Below are 18675 nucleotides of genomic sequence, written 5' to 3' on the forward strand. Positions count from 1 at the left end.
CGGGGCGCCCAGCCGCGCGACGCGAACCAGTCGGCGAACAGGGGCGGAAGCGTTGCGGGAGCGGCGGCGGTCGTCACGGACGGGATATAGCATGTTCCCGTTCCGTTTCAGCCCCAGGGTCGCTATCTATCGGACGTGTCCGACGAATCCGTCCTTTCCGAAGCCCGCCCGACCGGCGCCCAGCCGTGGGCGGACTTGCCGCCGGCGCTCGCCACCCCGCCCGGCGCGGGGGCGGTGTGCGACGAGGCGGGGGCCAGGAAGATCGGGCGCGGGGCGGCCGAGGGGTTCTTCAGCACCGGGCCGGTGATGACAGCCCATGCGTCGCTTACTGCGCGCCGGTTGGGGCTGACGCCGCCGCCCCGGTCGCCGGAGCTGATGGACGTGCTGGAGCTTTACGCCTTCGTGCGGCCGGCGCGCTTCTGTGCGCCGTCGCCGACGGGGCTCGCGCTTTCGTTGGGCTCAGCCGAGCCGAAGTCGGCGGAGGACCAGGCGGCGGCCCTGCGCGAGGCGGCGGGTCTGCTGCTGCGAGAACTGGCCGATCCGGCCTACCCGGAGCGCGAGGCGGCCTATGTCCTGGCGCTGACGATGCAGCGGGCGGGCTGGGCCTGGGGCGAGCGGGTCGTTCAGGCGCTTGAGGCCGGCGGCGTGCGGGCGCGCCAGCATCGCGGGTCGGGCATGGATGTCTGGTCGCGGCTGACCGAATGGGAGGACGAGGCGCCGCGCGGCGAGGCGGGCTCGGCGCCGGTCGACAGCGAGAGCGCCCGCATCCGGCTGGAGAAACTGCTTCAGGCCTCGGGCCTGGACGAGACGCGGCCGACCCAATCGGACTACGCCGCCGAGGCCGCCTTCGCCTTTTCGCCGAGGAATGAGGAGGGGCGGCCCCGCATGCTGCTGGCCGAGGCGGGGACCGGCACGGGCAAGACCCTGGGCTATCTGGCGCCCGCCTCCCTGTGGGCCGAGCGTAACCAGGGAGCGGCGTGGATATCGACCTATACCCGCGCGCTGCAACGCCAGATCGACCGTGAAAGCCATTCGCTGTGGCCCGATCCGGCCGAGCGCAGGAAGAAGGCGGTGATCCGCAAGGGGCGCGAGAACTATCTGTGCGTCCTGAACCTGCAAGACATGGTGCAGGCGGCTCAGCTGGGGAATGGCGACCTGATCGGCCTGGCGCTGGCCGGGCGCTGGGCGCTGCACACGCGCGACGGCGACATGACGGGCGGGGACTTTCCCGGCTGGCTGCCCGGCCTGTTCGCCATGCCGGCCGCCCATGCGGCGGGAGCGGCCAATCTGGTGGACCGGCGCGGCGAGTGCGTCCATGCCGCCTGTCCGCACTACCGCACCTGTTTCGTCGAAAGGACGATCCGCGCCAGCCGCCGCGCGGACCTGGTCATCGCCAACCACGCCCTGGTCCTGACCCAGGCGGCGTTCGACGGCGCGCGGTCGGCGCGGGGCCAGAAGTCGGACGGCGAGACGGCGGCGCTGAAGCGGATCGTCTTCGACGAGGGCCACCACCTGTTCGACGCCGCCGACAGCGCCTTTTCCGCCTGCTTGTCGGGCCAGGAGGCGGCCGAGCTGCGCCGCTGGATCCGCGGGCCGGAGGGGCGGGGGCGTCGCGGTCGCGGGCTGGAGCAGCGGCTGGGCGACATGGTCAACGACAATGAGGCGGCGACGAAGGCGCTGCAGGACGCCATCCGCGCCTCGGCCGCCCTGCCGGGCGAAGGCGTGTCGGGCCGTGTCGCGCCGGCCTCGGGCGAGGTCAATCCGATCGGCCCGATCGAGGCCTTTCTGGCCGCCGCCCTGGATCAGCTGCGCGCCCGCACGGCGGAGACCAATACGTACGGCGGCCCCGAGTTCGGCATGGAGTGCGCGCTGAAGCCGGTGACCGATCCGGTGGCGGAGACGGCGCGTGCGGCGGCCCAGGCCCTGGCCGCCATCGAGGCGCCGTTGCTGGCCCTGTCGCGGCATCTGGAAGACATCCTCGACGACGAGGCGGCCGAGTTGGACGGGTCGCAGCGGTCGCGGATCGAAGGGGCGCTGCGCGGGCTGGACCGGCGCGCGCGCATGACCCTGCCGGGGTGGCGGTCGATGCTGGCGGCGCTGGAGGATGGAAGCGATCAGCCCGATCCTGATTTCGTCGATTGGCTGTCGGCCGAGACCGCGTTCGGCCGCATCCACGACGTGGCCCTGCGTCGCCACTGGATCGACCCGACGGTTCCGCTGGAGGCCGCCGTGATCGTGCCGTCGCACGGGGTGCTGGTGACGTCGGCCACCCTGTCCGATCCCCTACAGGAAGACCCGTTCGACCTGGCGCGGCTGCGGACCGGATCGGCCCGTCTGATCGAGCCGCCCCGCACCCTGAAGGTCGAGAGCCCGTTCGACTATGCCGCCAACAGCCGGGTCATCGTCGTCAACGACCTGGTCAAGGACGATCCGCGCCAGACGGCGGCGGCGATGCGCGAGCTGTTCCTGGCGGCGGGCGGCGGCGGCCTGGGCCTGTTCACCGCCATTCGCCGATTGAAGGCGGTCTATGAGCGGCTGGGGCCGGATCTGGCGAAGTCGGGCGTGCCGCTCTACGCCCAGCACGTCGATCCGCTGGAGGTCGGGGCGCTGGTGGACATGTTCCGGGTCGAGGAGAATTCCTGCCTGTTGGGCACCGACGCGGTGCGCGACGGGGTGGACGTGCCGGGACGGTCGCTGCGGGTGCTCGCTTTCGACCGTGTGCCGTGGCCGCGCCCGGACTTGCTGCACAAGGCGCGGCGCGAACGGCTGGGCGGCAAGGGTTATGACGATGCGCTGGCCCGCGCCCGCATCGCCCAGGCGTTCGGCCGGCTGATCCGGCGCGGCGACGACAAGGGGGTGTTCCTGATGCTGGACGCCGCCACGCCGACGCGGCTGTTCGCCAGCCTGCCGCCCGGGACCGAGGTTCAGCGCATGGGCCTGGCCGATGCGGTCGAACTGACCCGCAGTTTCCTGAACCCCGAGACGACGTAGGATGTCCAAGACCACGCCCGCGACCGTCGCCCTGACCAAGGCCGGCGTCGCCTTCGATCTGTTTCCCTACGACTATGATCCCGACGCGCCGCGCGTGGGATTGCAGGCCGCCGAGGCGCTGGGCGTGGCGCCAGAGCAGGTGTTCAAGACCCTGATGGTCCTGATCGACGGGGCTCCGGCTTGCGTCATCGTGCCGTCCGACTGCGAGGTCAGCATGAAGAAGCTGGCGGCGGTGCTGGGCGGCAAGTCGGCCCAGATGATGAAGCCGGCCGACGCCGAACGGCTGACCGGATACAGGGTCGGCGGGGTCAGCCCGTTCGGCCAGCGAAAGGCCGTGCCCACCGTGATGGACGAAACCGCCATCCTGTTCGATCAGGTCCTGATCAATGGCGGTCAGCGGGGGCTTCTGCTGGGCCTGGCGCCGGAGGATGCGCGGCGGGCGGCGAAGGCGGTGCTGGCCGACCTGACCGCCTAGAAGGGCGAGGTGCTGCGCGCTATAGGTCTGGCATGACCGACGCCTCGACGACCAAGCGACACAGCCGCAAGGGCCTGTATGCGCCCTTCATCCTGGTGCTGATCGCGCTGGCGGCCTGGACGGGATGGTGGATCTTCCTGACGCGCCAGATCGATACGCGGCTGGAGGCCCAGGTCCAGACCCTGCGTCAGGACGGCTGGGACATCCGCTTCGCCGACAAATCCATCAACGGCTGGCCGTTTCGCACCCATGTGGCGTTGACGAACCTGATCGTTCAGGCGCCATCGGGCCATGCGATCAAGGCGACCGAACTGACCGCAGAGGCCAACGCCTATCAGCCGACCAAATGGGTCGTGGTGGCTCCGCAAGGCCTGATGCTGACCCGCGCCGGCAAGGGCGAGGTCGCTGTCAAGGGCGACGCCATCCGCATGAGCGCCAGCGGCATCGACCAGCGCTGGCCCAATCTGGCGCTGGAGATGGTCAATCCGGTCTTCACGGCCCAGACCGGCGCGGAACCCTTCCCCATCGCTCGCGCGGCGCGGATCGATTTCTATGCTCGGCCGCATCTGGAGGGCTCGACCGCGCCGACCGACGACGTCGATGTCATGTTTCGTCTGGTGGACGGGCAGGGGCGGGCGGACGGCCCCGTCGAAGGCTTCGCCCAGGACGGCCGCCTGACGACCCAGCTGGAGGTCGAGATCGGCCAGGCCAGCCTGCTGAAGACCGGCGGCGATGCGGCGGGCGTCTTTTCCGCGTGGACAAAGGCGGGCGGAACCTTCCGCAATGTGCGCGGCGATCTGCAGGCCGGCGACAGCCGCGCGACCCTCTCCAGCGACGTTCTGAGAGCCGATGAGAACGGCCGGCTGACCGGCCAGGTCCAGCTCCAGGCGCAAAAGCCTCTGCCCGCCCTGGCCGGCCTGATGGCGACGCGTCAGGGGCCGGTCAACCGGATCGGCGCGGCCGGGGCCGCGGCAGCGGCGGGCGCGGCCGAGGCTACCGGACAGGAGCAGCTGCCGCTGACGCTGGTCTTCCGCGACGGCCGCACCTGGCTCGGCCCCTTCCCGCTGGCCCCGGCGCCCAAACTGTTCTGATGGCCCTGCTGAACGAACCCGAAGCCGACGACGCCCTGCTGGCGCTGGATCGCGCCCTGGTCGAGGCGGTGCGGGCGCGGGTCGCCGCGGGTCCGCGCGACCGGGCCGACGCCTCGGCCATCGCCCTGCGTCAACTGTTGGACGGCGCCTCGGCCGATGAGGCTGCTGCGGTCAAGGCGGTGTGGGGCCGGATCGAGGCAGCGACCGGACCCGCGCTGGTCGTCTGTGGCGGCGTAGCCCAGGCCCTGGCCACGGACCGCTACGGCCTGCGGTCGCGGCCTATGTCCGCCGACGAGGCGTTGAAGGCGGCCGAGGCGGGCTCGCGCGCCGTGATCGACCTTTCGCCCGACCGGCCGTGGTGGGGCCGCCTGCTGGCGCGGCCCGAACTGAAGATCGTCGCCGCCCTGCCGGACGACCGGCGCGGCCGGCCACAGGCCTTCGTCGTGTCCAAAGAAACATCCGGCCCCACGGGCGACAACCGCAGCTTCTGGGTCACCGACAGCGGCTGGTCCGAGACCAAGATCGTGGACGCCCTGGGCGACGCGGGACTGGTCGCCGATCCGCTGGCGGCGGCGGGCGGGTTGAAGCTGTTCATGCTGACGGGCTATGTGCAGGTCGACGACGGGCGGCTGAAGAGCGCGCCCGGACGAATGAGCGGCGTGATCGGCGCCGCCCCCATCTTCTGAGATCAAGGCTTTCCATGACCGACGCGACCGCGCCACACGGCCCTGCCCCCAAGCCCGGCATCCTCGACATCGCCCCCTATGTCGGCGGCAAGTCGTCCATCGCCGGCGTCGCCGAGCCGATGAAGCTGTCCTCCAACGAGAACATGCTGGGCGCGGGCGAAAAGGCGCGTGCGGCCTATGAGGCGGCGGTCAAGAACATCCACATCTATCCCGACGGCCGGGCGACCAAGCTGCGGAACGCGGTGTCGGAACTGCACGGGCTGGAGCCCGAGCGGCTGATCTTCGGCAACGGCTCGGACGAGGTCTTCGCCCTGTTGAACCAGACCTATCTGACGGCGGGCGACAACATCGTCTGCGGCCAGTACGGCTTTCTCGCCTACCGCATCAGCGCCCTGGGTTGCGAAGCCCAGGTCAAGCTGGCGCCGGAGCCGAACTTCAAGGCCGAGGTCGACGCGCTTCTGGCCCAGGTCGATGACCGCACCAAGATCGTCTATGTCTCCAATCCGTCGAACCCGACTGGCAGCTACAATACGGGCGAGGAAATCCGCCGGCTGCACGCCGCCCTGCCGGCCCACATCATCCTGGTCGTAGACGAGGCCTATGCGGAATATGTGACCGAGGCCGACTGGGAAACCGCCTTCCCGCTGGCCAAGGACGCCGAGAACATCGTCGTCACCCGCACCTTCTCCAAGATCCACGGCCTCGGCGGTTTGCGCATCGGTTTCGGCTATGCGCCGCTAAAGGTCGCCGAGGCCATCGACCGCATTCGCCTGCCGTTCAACGTCTCGGTGCCAGGGCTTGAGGCCGCAACGGCCGCCCTGTCGGACGAGGCGCACCAGACGGCGTCGCGCGATCTGATCTCGAACTGGAAGCCGCGCCTGACCCAGGCCCTGCGCGGCTTTGGGCTGAACGTCCTGCCCAGCGCCGGCAACTTCGTGCTGGTGCTGTTCGACAGCCCCGAGCGCGCCGCCGCCGCCAACGACTATCTGAACACCAAGGGCATCATCGTCCGCCCTGTCGGCGGCTATGGCCTGCCCCAGGCCCTGCGCATCACCATCGGCACGGAAGACCAGAACCGCGCGGTCATCGATGCGCTCAGCGAGTTCGCGGCGCAGTAGGCCGAAAAGGTGCGAGTGGCCGGCACATGGGCGGTGAGCATGGTGTTGGGCCTTTCAGCCTGCGCCACGCCGTTGCCTCCACTTCCGACTGATCCTGCCCAGCGATGTGAAGCGATGGGCGGCCTTGTTCTTGAAGGTCCGCCCATCCTGACCTTGGACGGCAGATCGGAGCGGGGAGCCTTCCTCGGTTGCCAGATCGATCCGCACGCAAGCGAGAGGGATGTGCGCCAAGCCCAAAGGGCTTGGCATGAGCGACAGAAAGCTAGCCTCTGACGAGGATTAGCCGCCGAAGCGACGGGCGATGAAGACGCCGGTGCGGACGGCGTCGTCGCTCTGCGACAGGGGGCTGTCGGCCACGTCGCCCAGGCGGCGCTCATAGTTGATCAGGCCGCCCGCGCCCCATTTGTCGCCGATCGGGACCAGCAGGACCAGGCTGGCGCCCGCGCCCTGAAGCCCGCCGCCGGGGGAATAGGCGCTGATGCCGTTCGCCGTCGCCTCGGCGGCGCTGACGCCATAGTAGGCGTCGGCCAGTTTGGAATCGCCGCCGCGCACATAGGCCGAGGCGTTCAGCAGGCCGACCGACGTCACTCGCTGATGGCCGACGGAGGCATAGTATTCCGTGCCCTCGCTGACGTCGGACACGTCGCGGCTGATCCGGCCGCCGACCACCACATTGCCGGGCAGACGCTTGTAGGCGTAGGCGGCCAGGTCCGCGCCGAAGCCCGGACGATCCAGCGTCAGGCCTTCGATATCATCGGCGGAGAAGCGCGGACGCAGTTGCAGGCCGGCGCGGAAGTCGTCGGTCTTGATCGCGTTCCAGCCCAGGCCGTCGATCGGGTTCAGATAGACCAGGTCGCGATAGTTGGCCGAAACCCACGGGGCGACCGTCGTTTTGGAACCTGTGTCGCCGTTGGAGTCGTTGCGATAGAGGGCGCCCGCGCCGAGATCGACGGTCCAGTTCTGGGGGGCGGGCCTGATCTGCTCGTACGGTTGCGACTGGGCCAGAGCGGAGCCGGCGACGGCGGCGAAGGCGACGGAGAGCAGAAGGGGACGAAGCATCGGGCGTTTCCATGAATGGCGCCCGAGCGGGGAGATCAGGCCGGTTCAGAATGCGCAAGCTGGGCCTTTGGCTCCAGCAGCGCCAACGACGCCGTCTCTATGCGACTTTCCAGCAACGCCATCATGGCCCCGCGCTTCAGCTGGGCCGGAATCGGCTCAAGGAATTCAAACACGACCGTGCCGGGATAGCGGCGGAAGCCGTGCGCCGGCCAGTGGACGCCGGAGTTGGTGGCGACGGGCCAGCAGGGGCCTTCTAGATCGCGATAGATGGCGGCGACGCCGGGCTTGTAGTCGCCCGGCACGCCAGGGTCGTTGCGTGTGCCCTCGGGGAAGATAACGATCTGGCGGCCTTCCGATAGGCGGTCGCGCGCCTGTCGTGTCATGTCCTTCAGCGCCTTGGCGTGGCCCGCGCGATCCACGGCGATCATCTTCGACTTCCAGGCGAACCAGCCGAAGAAGGGCAGGGGCATAAGCTCCTTCTTCATCACGAAACAGGCGTCGGGCAGGACGGCCAACAGGGCCACGATATCCAGCATCCCCTGGTGTTTGGACGCGATCAGGGCGGCGCCGGACGGGGCGTGCTCCAACCCGCGCACCTCGACCTTGATCCCCGCGATCCAGCGCAGGCCGAACAGGACGATCTTCGCCCACAGCTTGCACACGCCCTGCACATAGCGGTGTGGCGCCAGCAGGACCGGCGACAGGCCGATGGCGATGATCGGCATCGACAGATAGAGCCAGGCGGTGAAAATCAGGGAACGCAGGGTGTTCACTTAGGACGCGGCCTTTTCGTCAGGGGCGGTGTCGCTCTCGGCCGTGACTGAGGCGGGCCGGTCGCGGGTGATGCGACGCACGCCCTCGCGACCCAGGACGGCGAGGTATTTCATATATTCCAGCGTCATCCGACGCGCGGTCACCGCCGCCCGCCACCAGCGCGCATTGTCCAGCGACGGGGTGGAGATGGCGTAGGGCGTCAGTTTCACGCCCGGCAGCTGGCCCCGGATTTCGACCAGCGAACGCGGCATATGATAGTCGGAGGTCACGACGATCAGGCTGCGATAGCCTTTGGCGCGGCTCCAGGCGGCGATCTCCTGGGCGTTGCCGACGGTGTCCTCGGCCTCGAAGCCCAGGTCGACGCAGCAGTTGAACAGACGGCTGGAGCCGGGCGTCAGCTCGCGCAACTCCTGACGGCGCACCTCGCGATTGACGCCGGAGATCAGCACCCGCTCGCCCTTGCCCTGTTCCAGCAGGCGGATGGCGGTGTTGACCCGTTCGGACGACGGACCGGTCAGGGCCACGATGGCGTCGGCGCGAGCGGGGTCGTCGGCCGGCGTCAGTTCGCGCACCCGGTGGGCGAAGGCGAACAGGCCGACCAGCCAGATCAGACCGGCGATGAAGATGACGCTCAACAGTCTCATGCGCCCCCTCCCTCTGTCGGCCGTCCTGAAGCCAGCATTCGCATGGCGGCGAATCTCGCCGCGAGAACCGCAACCGTAGCCGCGAGCAGCGGGCAAGGCGAGAGCAACGCCAGGTCGCTCCAGCTGATCGGCAGGGCCGCCGTCAGGCCGCCCGATCCGCCGATGAACCGCAGGAGGATCAGAAGAACCGCCGCCAGTCCGGCGCCGATCGCGCCCGCGCCGGCCGCCATAAGGCCGAACCGCCGCTGGAACAGCCAGGCGATGGCGCCATCGGTCGCGCCGTTCAGGCTCAGGGTCTCGATCACGCCCTGACCGGCCGCCAGGCCCGCCCGTGTCGCATAGGCGATGGCGGCGGCCGCAGCGAAGGCGACGGCCAGGAAGGCGGCTCCGGCCAGGACCGTGATCATGCCGGCTGACCGCTCGACTTCGCCGCGCCACAGGCTGTGATCGTCCACCGTGGCGTCCAGTCCGGCTTCGGCCAAGGCGCGGCTCAGGGTGACGGCGCTGGCCGGCGCCTCGGGGTTCAGCCGCACCGTCACCAGATGGGGCAGGGGCAGATCGGGCAGGACGGCGTCGCCCAGCCAGGGGCGCAGCAGATCCTCGGCCGCCTTGCGGCTGAGGGCGGCGGCCTCGTCCACCCCATCGACGCCGGACAGGGTCTCGGCCGCGCGGGCGGCGGCGGTGTCGCCGGTTTCGCCGACGCGGGGGCGGACCTGGACGGTGGCCTCGGCGCCCAGCTGTCGGGCCCAGCCGTGCGCGGCGCGGTCGGCGGCCGAGGCGGCGACGGCGGCGAGGCAGGCCAAAAAGCACAGGACGGCGATGACGGTCATCAGCCACGGCTCGCCGGCTGCGGCGGGCGGCAGCAGGCCGGGCCGGCGGCTGGAGAGGCTGAAATCGGATAGACGGATCATGCGGCGACCCGCGAGGGTTCGCTGAGCCCTCCGGCCTCCAGCCTCAAGACGCGCGCGCCCGACCTCTGGGCCAGGGCCTCGTCATGGCTGGCGATCAGGACGGTGGCGCCCAGCTTGTTCAGCGACTGGAACAGCCGCAGCAGCTTGTCGGCCATCACGGCGTCCACGCTGCCGGTCGGTTCGTCGGCCACGATCAGGCCGGGGCGGGTGATGACGGCGCGGGCGATGGCCAGCCGCTGCTTCTCGCCGCCGGACAGGGCGGGGGGACGGGCTTCCATCCGGCGACCCAGGCCCACCCATTTCAGCATCTCGCGCACGTCGTCGGCGTACTCGGCCTCGGATCCGCCCGCGAGGCGCAGCGGCAGGGCGACATTGTCGAAGGCCGACAGATGATCCAGCAGGCGGAAATCCTGGAACACCACACCCATCCGCCGCCGAAAGGCCGGGATGTCGCGACGATCGATGCGCGTGACATCCGATCCGAACAGGCGGAGGGTTCCCGTTCGGGGTTGGTCCGCCAGCGTCAGCAGACGCAGCAACGAGGACTTTCCGGCCCCGGACGGCCCGGTAAGAAAGTGGAAAGAGCCGCGCGGCAAAATGAGGTTAACGTCCCGCAGCACGTCGGGCGCGCCGACATAGCCGAAGCCGACGCCAGACAGGCGAACGGTCTCGGTCATAGCGGCGGGTTCGGCGGGCGAGGACGGCATGGTATGTGTTTCAGGAACAGGGCGCGGCGTCGCGCCTTACAGGAGGGGGCGACAGCCTCGCAGTCAGCCACATGATACTGACCTGCCCCGCCTGCGCCACCAGCTATTTCATTCGTGACGAAGCCATAGGCCACGAAGGCCGCAAGGTGCGCTGCCAATCGTGCGGCGAAGTCTGGCGCGCGACGCCCGACGAGCCGCTGGAACTGACCCTGACGCCCGAGCCGACGGTCGCCGCCGCCACGCCTGCAACCTCGCCCGAACCCGACCCCGCGCCGACCGCAGCCAGCCTGGCCGAAACGCCGGCGCCGGAACTGCCTCGCGCCTTCCGCGCCCGCGCCGATCGCCAGAAGAAGCTGCGCCGCGCCGCCACCCAGGGCGTGATCTGGGCGGGTCTGGCCAGCGTCTTCATCGGCCTGATCGTTTCGGCCTTCCTGTTCCGGGTCGAGATCGTCCAGGCCTTCCCCCGAGCCGCTTCGGCCTACAAATTCTTCGGCGCGCCGGTCAATCCGGTCGGGCTGGACTTCGAGGCGCTGACGGCCAAGGCTGCGCCGAACCATCCCGGCATGGTCGTGGTGTCCGGCGCCATCCGTAATGTGCGCGACGTCGAGATCGTCTCGCCGCCGATTCGCGTGGCCCTGCTGGACGCCGCCGGCGCCGAGGTCGGGTTCAAGATCGTAAAGATCGACGCGGCGCCGGTCCTGCCGGGCAAGGTCCAGGGCTTCGCCGCCCTGATCCCCGATCCCGGCGGCCATGGGGCGGGGATCGGCGTCGACTTCGCGCCGGCCAGCCCTGAGACCGCCAAGCCTATCGCTGAACACGGCGGACATGATGCCAAGGCCGCGCCCGCTCACGAAGCAGAGCCGGCGGGCGAGACCGCCAAGGGACTGCGCTCGGCGACGGCGCCGGGCGCCGAGGCGCCGAACACGGCCGCGCCGATCGACGCGCGACCCGTAGGCGCTGTGGACAAGGGGCATGGTGAGGCGGTATCGGCCTCGCATCATGGCTGATCCCTCCCCGACGCCGACCGTTCTTCTGTCCGAGGCCGAGGTGGCGCGCATCGTCGCCGACCTGGCCCAGCGCATCGCGCCCGTCGTCGACGACGATACGGTCGCCGCCGTGCTGCTGACCGGGGGGCTGTGGTTCGCCGCCGATCTGACCCGCGCCCTGTCGCGCGTCGGCCGCAACGTCCGTTTCGACGCCCTGTGGCTGGCGTCTTACGGCGACGACAAGACCAGCCGCGGCAAGATCGACGTCTATGCGCCGTTCCAGCGTCCGATCGCCGGACGAAAGGTGCTGATCCTGGACGACGTCTTCGACACCGGCCTGTCTCTGGCCGAGGCCGTGCGCATCGCCCGGGAGGCGGGAGCGTCCGAAGTGCTGACCTGCGTCTTCGCCAGAAAGCCGTGGCCAAAGCCGCGCGCGCCGGAGCCGGACTTCGTCGGCTGGGAGGCGCCGAACCGCTTCCTGGTCGGCTATGGCCTCGACAATGCGGGCGGTCTGCGGGGCTTGCCCGACATCTGCGCGTTGGACTGACATCGGGTTCGCGACAGCGGGATAATCCGTCCGGGGCTGAATTTCCGCCCGGTTCGGCGTTGACTCTCCGACGCCCTTCCGTATATGTCGCCGCTCTTCGCCGCCGGGGCCCTCTCCGGGGGCGTATCTTTTTTTGCGTTTGCGCTGAGGCTTCAACATGTACGCGGTGATCAAGACCGGCGGCAAGCAGTACCGGGTCCAACCGGGCGACACCATCGTCGTCGAAAAGCTCGACGGCGACGCCGGCGCTGAGCTGAAGTTCGACAGCGTCCTGATGCTGGGCGGCGACAAGGGCGTGACCCTGGGCGCCCCCCTGATCGACGGCGCCTTCGTCGGCGCGACCCTGGTCGAGACCCGCAAGGGTGAGAAGATCAAGATCTTCAAGAAGACCCGTCGCCAGGGCTATCGCCGCACGAACGGCCATCGCCAGATGGAATCGGTCCTGCGCATCACCGGCATCGAAGGCGCCGGCGAGACCGCCAAGTGGGACGGCAAGGTCGATCTGACCACCAAGGCCGAGATCAACCTGCGCGCTCGCAACCTGGCCGCTCGCGACGCCACCTCCTCGCTGGGTTCGACCGAGACGGTCGTGACCGACGTGGACGGCGCCGAGGTCAAGGGCGTCGTGGTCGAGAGCTCGGCTCCCGCCAAGAAGGCCCCGGCCAAGAAGAAGGCTGCGCCCAAGGCTGAAGCCGCCGGCGACGAAGCCTAAGACATTCACCGGCGCCTCGGCGCCAGACCTAAGTTGCGGACGCGCTCAAGTAGGCCGAAAGGCCGGTAGCGCACCAAGAAAGTACGGAGCGGCAAGATGGCTCACAAGAAATCCGGTGGTTCGTCGCGTAACGGTCGCGACTCCGAGTCGAAGCGCCTTGGCGTGAAGAAGTATGGCGGCGAGCGCGTGCTGGCCGGCAACATCATCGTGCGCCAACGCGGCACCACCTTCCACGCCGGTGAGAACATGGGCATGGGCCGCGACCACACCCTGTTCGCCCTGAAGAACGGCGCTGTGAAGTTCACCACCAAACGTGGCGGCCGTTGTTACGTGTCGATCCTCGCGGCCAATGACGACGCCGCTCAGGCGATGGCCGCCGAGTAACGCAGTCTGGACCTTCCCGGATCGCGTTGCTCCTGCCAGCAGCCGATCCGGACCAGGGATGATAATCCGCGGGGAGTCTGGATCACCAGGCTCCCCGTTTGCGTTTCCCCGCCTCGAAGACCGTCCGAGCCCTTCAAGGAGATGGTCGACAATCCGAGGCAACGCCCATGTGCGTCATCGAAACCTCTCCTGTCGTCGAGACCCGGCGCCTGATCCTGCGCGCGCCCGCGCCCCAGGATGCGCCACGCATCGCCGCCCTGGCCAATGATCTGGACATCGCGCGCATGACCAAGCGGATGCCGCATCCGTTCCAGATGCGCGACGCCGACGACTTCGTGCTGCAGGTCGCCTCGCAGGACCCAAGACGAGCCAACACCTTCGTCATCGACCATGAGGACGTGGGGCCCATCGGCGTCATCGGCCTGTTCGAGGGCGAAGACCGGGTGCCGGAAACCGGCTACTGGATCGGGCGTGAATACTGGGGTCGGGGCTTCGCCACCGAGGCGCTGGACGCCGCCCTGGTCTGGGCCAGCCGCAAGTGGAAGCGCCGGGCGCTGGTCGCCGGCCATTTCGCCGACAATCCGGCCTCTGGCCGCGTGCTGGAAAAGGCGGGCTTTCTCTACACCGGCGAGACGCGCCGGGCGTGGAGCCGGGCGCGTCGGGCCGTGGCCGATACGCGCATGATGGTGTGGCTGGCCTGACGGCCAGCCCGCAGGATCAGCCGCCCGCCAGGGCGGGACCATAGACGGCCGCGACGGCGACGGCGCCCACCACCAGCATGGCGCCCGCGCCGGCGATGAAGGTGGCGATGGTCTTGGTCCGGCGACGCCGCATGCCGCCCGCCTTGTATTGACGGATGATGACCGACGGCCCTCGCGTAAAGGCCTCGGATCCTATGATATTGTGTTGGGACAAGAAAAAAGCTCCCCGAACTCTCGCACAGAAGTCGCGATCAGTCCGGGGCGCTCGTGGTCAGAAGATGGCGATCCGCGTTACCGGGGTCGCATCTTCGTGAGAACGGGTCTGTGGGTCACAGGGTGACGGAGACGACCCGGCCGCCGCGCGTCTGCACCGACTGCATCAGCACCAGGGGCGCATCGCCCGAGGTGACCGGCACGATCAGGAACCAGCCGCCGTCGGGCAGGCCGTCGAAGCGGAAGCGGCTGTTCTCGCAGCGCGTGTCGCGGACATAGGTGCGATAGTCGGCGTTGGCGTCGGCGACGGTGCGGGCGCGGACGACAGCGGCGGGCACGGCCGCGCGCTGGGTCGAGCCGTACAGGGTGCGAAAGCGCGCGCGGGTGTAGGGAGTGTCCGGCGTCAGGCCGACATTGCCGACGCAATCGAAGGCCTTGCCGTCGCGGGCGAAGGCGATCTGGCCCTGAATGCTGTTGCGGCCCGGCATCTGGGACCAGCCGAAGTCGCGCTCGTTGAAGGCGGCCGGGGCGGCGTAGGGCAGACCGCCGCCGGTCGTGGGCGCGCAGGCCGAAAGGGCGGCGGCGCCGAGCGCCAAGGCGAGGCCGGTCGCGGCGAGGGGACGGTTCGACATAGGGCTTCCTCCGGTGTTCGTTGCGGTCGCGCGGACGACCGAGGCCCACTATCGCACGACAGGGCGGGCGACTTCCACGCTCAAGATTCCCCCTCTGGACCCGGACCCGACAACGCGCGAAACAGGCCCGACAACGCGCCCAGTCGTCGAGGCGCGACAGCTCGGAAACGCCCCGCATGACCGTCACCTTCGCCGATATCCAAGCCGCGCGCACCCGGATCGCCGGCGCGGTCGACCGCACCCCGACCCGCTATTCCAGAAAGCTGTCGCAGCTGACGGGAGCCGAGGTCTGGGTCAAGTTCGACAATCTGCAATTCACCGGCAGCTTCAAGGAGCGCGGCGCCCTGAACCGGCTGCTGATGCTGAGCCCCGAGGAGAGGAAGCGCGGCGTGGTGGCCGCCAGCGCCGGCAACCACGCCCAGGCCCTGGCCTATCACGGCGGACGGTTGGGTGTTCCGGTGACCATCGTCATGCCCGAGGGGACGCCCTTCGCCAAGATCAACGGCACCCGCTCGCATGGGGCGACCGTGGTGATCGAGGGGCTGGACTTCACCGGCTCGACCGAGGCGGCCAAGCGGCTGGAAGCGGAAAAGGGCTACGTCTTCGTCTCGGCCTTCGACGACGAAGGCATCGTGGCGGGCCAGGGCGTCTGCGCGATCGAGCTTCTGGAGGATGCGCCCGAGGTCGAGGCCCTGATCATCCCCATCGGCGGCGGCGGGCTGATTGCGGGCTGCGCCATCGCGGCGAAGGCGATGAAGCCGGACATCAAGGTCTTCGGCGTCGAGGCCGCGCGCTATCCCTCCTTCACCGCCAAACGGGCGGGCCAGCCGCCGGTCTGCACCGGCCAGACCATCGCCGAGGGCATCGCCATCAAGGCGGTGGGCGACATTCCCTTCGCCTTGGCCGACCCGCTGGTGGATGAGGTCTTCGTCTGCCAGGAGGCCGACTTCGAACGGGCCGTCGCCACCTATGTCACCTATGAGAAGACGGTGTCCGAGGGCGCCGGCGCGGGCGGTCTGGCAGCGCTTCTGGCCTATCCCGAGCGGTTCAAGGGGATGAAGGTCGGGCTGGAGCTGTGCGGCGGAAACATCGATGCACGGATGCTGGCGGTCGTATTGAACCGTGAGATGGTCCGTGAACGGAGATTGATCGTCTATCGCATCCTGGGCGACGATCGGCCGGGCATGTTGTCGGCCATGGCGGCGGTGATCGGCGGCCTGGGCGGCAACATCATCGACGTGGTCCACAACCGGCTGGCCCTGGACGTGCCGGCCAAGGGCGCCGAGTTCGACATCATGGTCGAAACGCGCGATAGCGCCCACGCCGACGAGATCGGCGAGGCCTTGAAGGAACGCGGCTATGAACTTCGGATGGGGTAAGGCGGCAATCGTCGCGGCCTTCTTGCTGGCGGGCTGCGGCCAGGCCGCGCCGGTCGATCCGAACGCGGGCAAGGCCGAGGCGGCCGCCTTCATGGCCAAGAACGCCAAGGAGGAGGGCGTCCAGACCCTGCCCAGCGGCCTGCAATACAGGGTGGTTCAGGCGGGACCGGCCGGCGGCGTCAGCCCGGACCGCAACGACCTCGTCAAAGTCGATTACGAGGGCAAGCTGGTCGACAGCAGCGTGTTCGACAGTTCCTTCGCGCGCGGGGCGCCTGCGGTGTTCACGCCCGAGGAAGTGGTCAAGGGCTGGACCGAGGCGTTGCAAAAGATGCGGGTCGGCGACGAATGGCTGCTCTATGTCCCGCCCGAGCTGGGCTATGGCGAGCAGGGCAATCCCAAGATCCCCGCCAACTCGGTGCTGATCTTCCGCCTGAAACTGCTCGACGTGGCCAAGGTGCCCGGCGGCGGATCGGGCGTCGGCACGGCGATGGGGTGACGGCTGCCGTCTCCTCCCTGCGAAGCGGGGAGGTGGCGCGGCGCCGCTTGGCGACGTGACGGAGGGGTTCTGGGATGCATCGCAGGCGCCTGTGGGGCGTCGAGAGCCCTTCCACCCCTTCGGGGTCCCCCTCTCCATGGGGAGGAGAAGAAAAGTGCACTGCGAATTTTTTGAGTGCACTTTCGTGCAGATTTTTGCGAGTGGCTTGCAGTTCTGCGGCGGCGAATGTCAAAGACCAGACGAGCAGTATAGCTCAGAGTGCGAGGGCGGCACGGTAGCGGTCGCTGGTTGTCTCTAGATCTTTGAAATCGCTGTCGTTCGTCGCGGCGATTATGCGGGTTGAGCGGTTTCGGACCGCCGCCATTCGGCCAGGACCTGGGGGTCGGTTTCGGTCGTCGCCTCGGCCAGGGCCGCGAACGCGTCGGGCGGCGTCAGTTGCGACAGGGCCCAGACGACGGCGCCGCGCACCAGGGATGAGGGGTCGGCCAGCAAAGCTTTCGTCGGGGCGATCAGGGAGGCGTCGTTCGAGTTGCCGACGGCGTAGAGGACGTTCCTGAGGAAGCGGTCGCGGCCGATCCGCTTGACGGGGCTCTTGGTAAAAAGGGCGCGGAAGGCGGCGTCGTCCAGCGCCAGCAGGTCATGCAGGCGTGGGCTTTCAAAGGCCGGGCGGGGCGCCAGCCGGATCTCGCGGGCTTCTTGGGCGAACTTGTTCCACGGGCAGACCGCTAGACAGTCGTCGCAGCCATAGATGCGCGACCCGGTCAGGGTGCGGAACTCGACCGGCCAAGGGCCTGCGAACTCGATGGTCAGGTAGGACAGGCAGCGCCGGGCGTCGAGCTGGAACGGGGCGGGGAAGGCGTTCGTCGGGCAGGCGTCGAGACAGGCGGTGCACCGGCCGCAGTGTTCGGTCTCGGCCGCGTCGGGCTCGATCTCGGCGGCGGTCAGGATGGTCCCCAGAAACAGCCAGTTGCCATGGGTGCGGCTGAGCAGATTGGTGTGTTTGCCCTGCCAACCCAGGCCGGCGCGCTGGGCCAGAGGCTTTTCCATCAGGGGGGCGGTGTCGACGAAGACCTTGATGTCCGCGCCGTTGCGGGCCGCGATCTGGCCCGCCAGCTGTTTCAGCCGGCCCTTGATGACCTCATGATAGTCGTCGCCGCGCGCATAGACCGAGATGTAGCCGGCCGAGCGGTCGGCCAGCTGATCGAGCGGGTTCTGGTCGGGGCCGTAGTTCATGCCCAGGACGATGGCGGTCCTGGCCTCGTCCCACATGGCGGTGGGGTGCTGGCGGCGATCCAGCGTCGTCTCCATCCATTCCATGTCGCCATGCCGGCCTTCGTCCACGAAATGCCGCAGCCGCTCGCCCGCCGGCCAGGCGTCAGCCGCCGAGGCGAACCGGCAGACATCGAAGCCGAGCTCGGCCGCGCGCTGGCGGATGAAGGTTTTCAAGCGGTCGGACACGGGGCGGGGGATAGCATGAAGTCTCATCCCTGCGGAGCGGGGAGGTGGCGCGGCGCGTCTTCGCGCCGTGACGGAGGGGTTCTTCAGCGCATCACTGGCGTCTGTGGGACTTCAAGAGCCCCTCCACCGCTTCGCGGTCCCCCTCCCCATTTCATGGGGAGGAGACGGTCATGCGCCGTCGAACAGTTCAAGAAGCTGGGCCTTAATGTCGGCCGGCCAGGGGGCGATCAGGACGACCAGACGATCGCGGTCGCTGGCGAACAGGGCGCGGCTGGCCTCTTCGAAGTCGGAGGCGTCGCCGGCCATCTCGACCATGAACCCGTAGGCGGCGTCAGTGCGACGGCGGCGTGCATCGTTTCCTGCGCCGGTCTTGCGGGCCTGTTCCACCAGACGGCGCAGGGCGGCCGAGGCGCCGCCCGGCTGGGTCGCCAGCCAGTCCCAGTGGCGAGGCAAAAGCGTGACCTCGCGTGCGGCGACGCCCAGACGCGGACGGCCGCGCTTTGGAGCCGGAGCCGGTTCTTGTTCCCGAAGATCCAGATCGACCGGGCGACCGGTCGCCAGATCGAACACGCGCAGCGCGGCTTGAGGCGAGGCCGCCAAGGCCTTGCGAATGGCGGCAGCCACGGCGGCGTCCGAGCCTCTTGCGATGCGTCGGGGGCCGTCGAACAGGACCAGATCACGATCTTCGTCGCTCATGTATTTACCCGGATG

21 protein-coding genes are annotated in these 18675 nt (G+C 69.1%); 12 read left to right on the forward strand and 9 right to left on the reverse strand.

Going from position 1 to position 18675, the window contains the following annotated elements; genetic code table 11:
- The first annotated feature begins 135 nt into the window (after nt 1-135).
- Genes O2K97_RS03725 through hisC form a run of 5 tightly spaced genes read left to right on the forward strand, consistent with a single transcriptional unit; the run spans nt 136 to nt 6361 of the window.
- Entirely contained in the window at nt 136-2991 is a 2856-nt protein-coding gene (locus O2K97_RS03725) for an ATP-dependent DNA helicase (RefSeq protein ID WP_269220498.1), read from the forward strand.
- 1 nt (nt 2992) lies between these two features.
- On the forward strand, nt 2993-3466 hold the full coding sequence (gene ybaK / locus O2K97_RS03730; protein WP_269220499.1) for a Cys-tRNA(Pro) deacylase: 474 nt from the start codon (nt 2993-2995) through the stop codon (nt 3464-3466).
- Nucleotides 3467-3498: 32 nt separating this feature from the next.
- A complete protein-coding gene (locus O2K97_RS03735; RefSeq protein WP_269220500.1) occupies nt 3499-4557 on the forward strand; it encodes a DUF2125 domain-containing protein in 1059 nt (352 codons plus the stop codon).
- Nucleotides 4557-5243 (forward strand): hypothetical protein, encoded by a 687-nt coding sequence (locus O2K97_RS03740; RefSeq protein ID WP_269220501.1) that lies wholly within the window; start codon nt 4557-4559, stop codon nt 5241-5243. Before O2K97_RS03735 ends, O2K97_RS03740 begins: the two co-directional genes overlap by 1 nt.
- 14 nt (nt 5244-5257) lie before the next feature.
- Complete coding sequence (hisC, locus tag O2K97_RS03745) at nt 5258-6361, forward strand: histidinol-phosphate transaminase (RefSeq protein WP_269220502.1); 1104 nt, start codon at nt 5258-5260, stop codon at nt 6359-6361.
- A gap of 279 nt (nt 6362-6640) precedes the next feature.
- Here hisC and O2K97_RS03750 read toward each other — a convergent pair whose 3' ends face one another.
- The 5 genes from O2K97_RS03750 to O2K97_RS03770 are packed head-to-tail and all read right to left on the reverse strand — an operon-like array spanning nt 6641 to nt 10456.
- Nucleotides 6641-7420: a MipA/OmpV family protein gene (locus O2K97_RS03750; protein ID WP_269220503.1), complete on the reverse strand. Its 780-nt coding sequence runs from the start codon at nt 7418-7420 to the stop codon at nt 6641-6643.
- 35 nt (nt 7421-7455) lie between these two features.
- Nucleotides 7456-8193, reverse strand: coding sequence for a lysophospholipid acyltransferase family protein (locus O2K97_RS03755; RefSeq protein ID WP_269220504.1), 738 nt, complete (start codon nt 8191-8193; stop codon nt 7456-7458).
- Nucleotides 8194-8838: a YdcF family protein gene (locus tag O2K97_RS03760; protein WP_269220505.1), complete on the reverse strand. Its 645-nt coding sequence runs from the start codon at nt 8836-8838 to the stop codon at nt 8194-8196.
- Nucleotides 8835-9749, reverse strand: coding sequence for a cell division protein FtsX (locus O2K97_RS03765; protein ID WP_269220506.1), 915 nt, complete (start codon nt 9747-9749; stop codon nt 8835-8837). Before O2K97_RS03765 ends, O2K97_RS03760 begins: the two co-directional genes overlap by 4 nt.
- Nucleotides 9746-10456, reverse strand: coding sequence for a cell division ATP-binding protein FtsE (locus tag O2K97_RS03770; RefSeq protein WP_269220507.1), 711 nt, complete (start codon nt 10454-10456; stop codon nt 9746-9748). Before O2K97_RS03770 ends, O2K97_RS03765 begins: the two co-directional genes overlap by 4 nt.
- Nucleotides 10457-10527: 71 nt before the next feature.
- Between O2K97_RS03770 and O2K97_RS03775 the strand changes: the two genes are divergently transcribed.
- The 5 genes from O2K97_RS03775 to O2K97_RS03795 all read left to right on the forward strand — a co-directional run bounded on the left by O2K97_RS03775 (nt 10528) and on the right by O2K97_RS03795 (nt 13786).
- Entirely contained in the window at nt 10528-11463 is a 936-nt protein-coding gene (locus tag O2K97_RS03775; protein ID WP_269220508.1) for an MJ0042-type zinc finger domain-containing protein, read from the forward strand.
- Nucleotides 11456-11989: a phosphoribosyltransferase gene (locus tag O2K97_RS03780; RefSeq protein WP_269220509.1), complete on the forward strand. Its 534-nt coding sequence runs from the start codon at nt 11456-11458 to the stop codon at nt 11987-11989. Before O2K97_RS03775 ends, O2K97_RS03780 begins: the two co-directional genes overlap by 8 nt.
- A gap of 157 nt (nt 11990-12146) precedes the next feature.
- Nucleotides 12147-12701, forward strand: a complete 555-nt coding sequence (gene rplU, locus O2K97_RS03785) for a 50S ribosomal protein L21 (protein ID WP_017506418.1) — start codon at nt 12147-12149, stop codon at nt 12699-12701.
- Nucleotides 12702-12797: 96 nt separating this feature from the next.
- Nucleotides 12798-13085: a 50S ribosomal protein L27 gene (gene rpmA, locus O2K97_RS03790; protein WP_026108603.1), complete on the forward strand. Its 288-nt coding sequence runs from the start codon at nt 12798-12800 to the stop codon at nt 13083-13085.
- A 167-nt stretch (nt 13086-13252) separates the two neighbouring features.
- Nucleotides 13253-13786 (forward strand): GNAT family N-acetyltransferase, encoded by a 534-nt coding sequence (locus tag O2K97_RS03795; RefSeq protein ID WP_269220510.1) that lies wholly within the window; start codon nt 13253-13255, stop codon nt 13784-13786.
- Between the two features lie 16 nt (nt 13787-13802).
- Here the strand turns inward: O2K97_RS03795 and O2K97_RS03800 are convergent, their stop codons facing one another.
- Both O2K97_RS03800 and O2K97_RS03805 read right to left on the reverse strand, forming a co-directional pair.
- On the reverse strand, nt 13803-14000 hold the full coding sequence (locus O2K97_RS03800; protein WP_269220511.1) for a hypothetical protein: 198 nt from the start codon (nt 13998-14000) through the stop codon (nt 13803-13805).
- Nucleotides 14001-14115: 115 nt separating this feature from the next.
- A complete protein-coding gene (locus O2K97_RS03805; RefSeq protein ID WP_017506422.1) occupies nt 14116-14631 on the reverse strand; it encodes a hypothetical protein in 516 nt (171 codons plus the stop codon).
- A gap of 176 nt (nt 14632-14807) precedes the next feature.
- Between O2K97_RS03805 and O2K97_RS03810 the strand changes: the two genes are divergently transcribed.
- The gene (locus O2K97_RS03810; RefSeq protein WP_269220512.1) at nt 14808-16010 is read left to right on the forward strand and encodes a threonine ammonia-lyase; all 1203 of its coding nucleotides are present in this window, start codon (nt 14808-14810) and stop codon (nt 16008-16010) included.
- Nucleotides 15991-16506 (forward strand): FKBP-type peptidyl-prolyl cis-trans isomerase, encoded by a 516-nt coding sequence (locus O2K97_RS03815; protein WP_269220513.1) that lies wholly within the window; start codon nt 15991-15993, stop codon nt 16504-16506. The genes O2K97_RS03810 and O2K97_RS03815 overlap by 20 nt, the downstream gene beginning before the upstream one ends.
- 330 nt (nt 16507-16836) lie before the next feature.
- Here the strand turns inward: O2K97_RS03815 and queG are convergent, their stop codons facing one another.
- Both queG and O2K97_RS03825 read right to left on the reverse strand, forming a co-directional pair.
- Entirely contained in the window at nt 16837-17991 is a 1155-nt protein-coding gene (gene queG, locus O2K97_RS03820; RefSeq protein WP_419466082.1) for a tRNA epoxyqueuosine(34) reductase QueG, read from the reverse strand.
- Nucleotides 17992-18132: 141 nt separating this feature from the next.
- Nucleotides 18133-18660, reverse strand: coding sequence for a DUF2239 family protein (locus O2K97_RS03825; RefSeq protein WP_269220515.1), 528 nt, complete (start codon nt 18658-18660; stop codon nt 18133-18135).
- Nucleotides 18661-18675 lie beyond the last annotated feature (15 nt).

Source organism: Brevundimonas vesicularis, assembly GCF_027105095.1.
GTDB lineage: Bacteria > Pseudomonadota > Alphaproteobacteria > Caulobacterales > Caulobacteraceae > Brevundimonas > Brevundimonas vesicularis_E.

Excerpts from the sequence above, each read along its gene's own strand:
- O2K97_RS03765 (WP_269220506.1), bottom strand. The coding sequence starts at position 9,749 with ATGATCCGTCTATCCGATTTCAGCCTCTCCAGCCGCCGGCCCGGCCTG.
- rpmA (WP_026108603.1), top strand. The coding sequence starts at position 12,798 with ATGGCTCACAAGAAATCCGGTGGTTCGTCGCGTAACGGTCGCGACTCC.
- O2K97_RS03795 (WP_269220510.1), top strand. The coding sequence starts at position 13,253 with ATGTGCGTCATCGAAACCTCTCCTGTCGTCGAGACCCGGCGCCTGATC.
- queG (WP_419466082.1), bottom strand. The coding sequence starts at position 17,991 with ATGAGACTTCATGCTATCCCCCGCCCCGTGTCCGACCGCTTGAAAACC.
- O2K97_RS03775 (WP_269220508.1), top strand. The coding sequence starts at position 10,528 with ATGATACTGACCTGCCCCGCCTGCGCCACCAGCTATTTCATTCGTGAC.
- rplU (WP_017506418.1), top strand. The coding sequence starts at position 12,147 with ATGTACGCGGTGATCAAGACCGGCGGCAAGCAGTACCGGGTCCAACCG.
- O2K97_RS03770 (WP_269220507.1), bottom strand. The coding sequence starts at position 10,456 with ATGCCGTCCTCGCCCGCCGAACCCGCCGCTATGACCGAGACCGTTCGC.
- O2K97_RS03760 (WP_269220505.1), bottom strand. The coding sequence starts at position 8,838 with ATGAGACTGTTGAGCGTCATCTTCATCGCCGGTCTGATCTGGCTGGTC.
- O2K97_RS03740 (WP_269220501.1), top strand. The coding sequence starts at position 4,557 with ATGGCCCTGCTGAACGAACCCGAAGCCGACGACGCCCTGCTGGCGCTG.
- O2K97_RS03825 (WP_269220515.1), bottom strand. The coding sequence starts at position 18,660 with ATGAGCGACGAAGATCGTGATCTGGTCCTGTTCGACGGCCCCCGACGC.
- O2K97_RS03805 (WP_017506422.1), bottom strand. The coding sequence starts at position 14,631 with ATGTCGAACCGTCCCCTCGCCGCGACCGGCCTCGCCTTGGCGCTCGGC.
- ybaK (WP_269220499.1), top strand. The coding sequence starts at position 2,993 with ATGTCCAAGACCACGCCCGCGACCGTCGCCCTGACCAAGGCCGGCGTC.
- O2K97_RS03735 (WP_269220500.1), top strand. The coding sequence starts at position 3,499 with ATGACCGACGCCTCGACGACCAAGCGACACAGCCGCAAGGGCCTGTAT.
- O2K97_RS03780 (WP_269220509.1), top strand. The coding sequence starts at position 11,456 with ATGGCTGATCCCTCCCCGACGCCGACCGTTCTTCTGTCCGAGGCCGAG.
- O2K97_RS03810 (WP_269220512.1), top strand. The coding sequence starts at position 14,808 with ATGACCGTCACCTTCGCCGATATCCAAGCCGCGCGCACCCGGATCGCC.
- hisC (WP_269220502.1), top strand. The coding sequence starts at position 5,258 with ATGACCGACGCGACCGCGCCACACGGCCCTGCCCCCAAGCCCGGCATC.
- O2K97_RS03750 (WP_269220503.1), bottom strand. The coding sequence starts at position 7,420 with ATGCTTCGTCCCCTTCTGCTCTCCGTCGCCTTCGCCGCCGTCGCCGGC.
- O2K97_RS03815 (WP_269220513.1), top strand. The coding sequence starts at position 15,991 with ATGAACTTCGGATGGGGTAAGGCGGCAATCGTCGCGGCCTTCTTGCTG.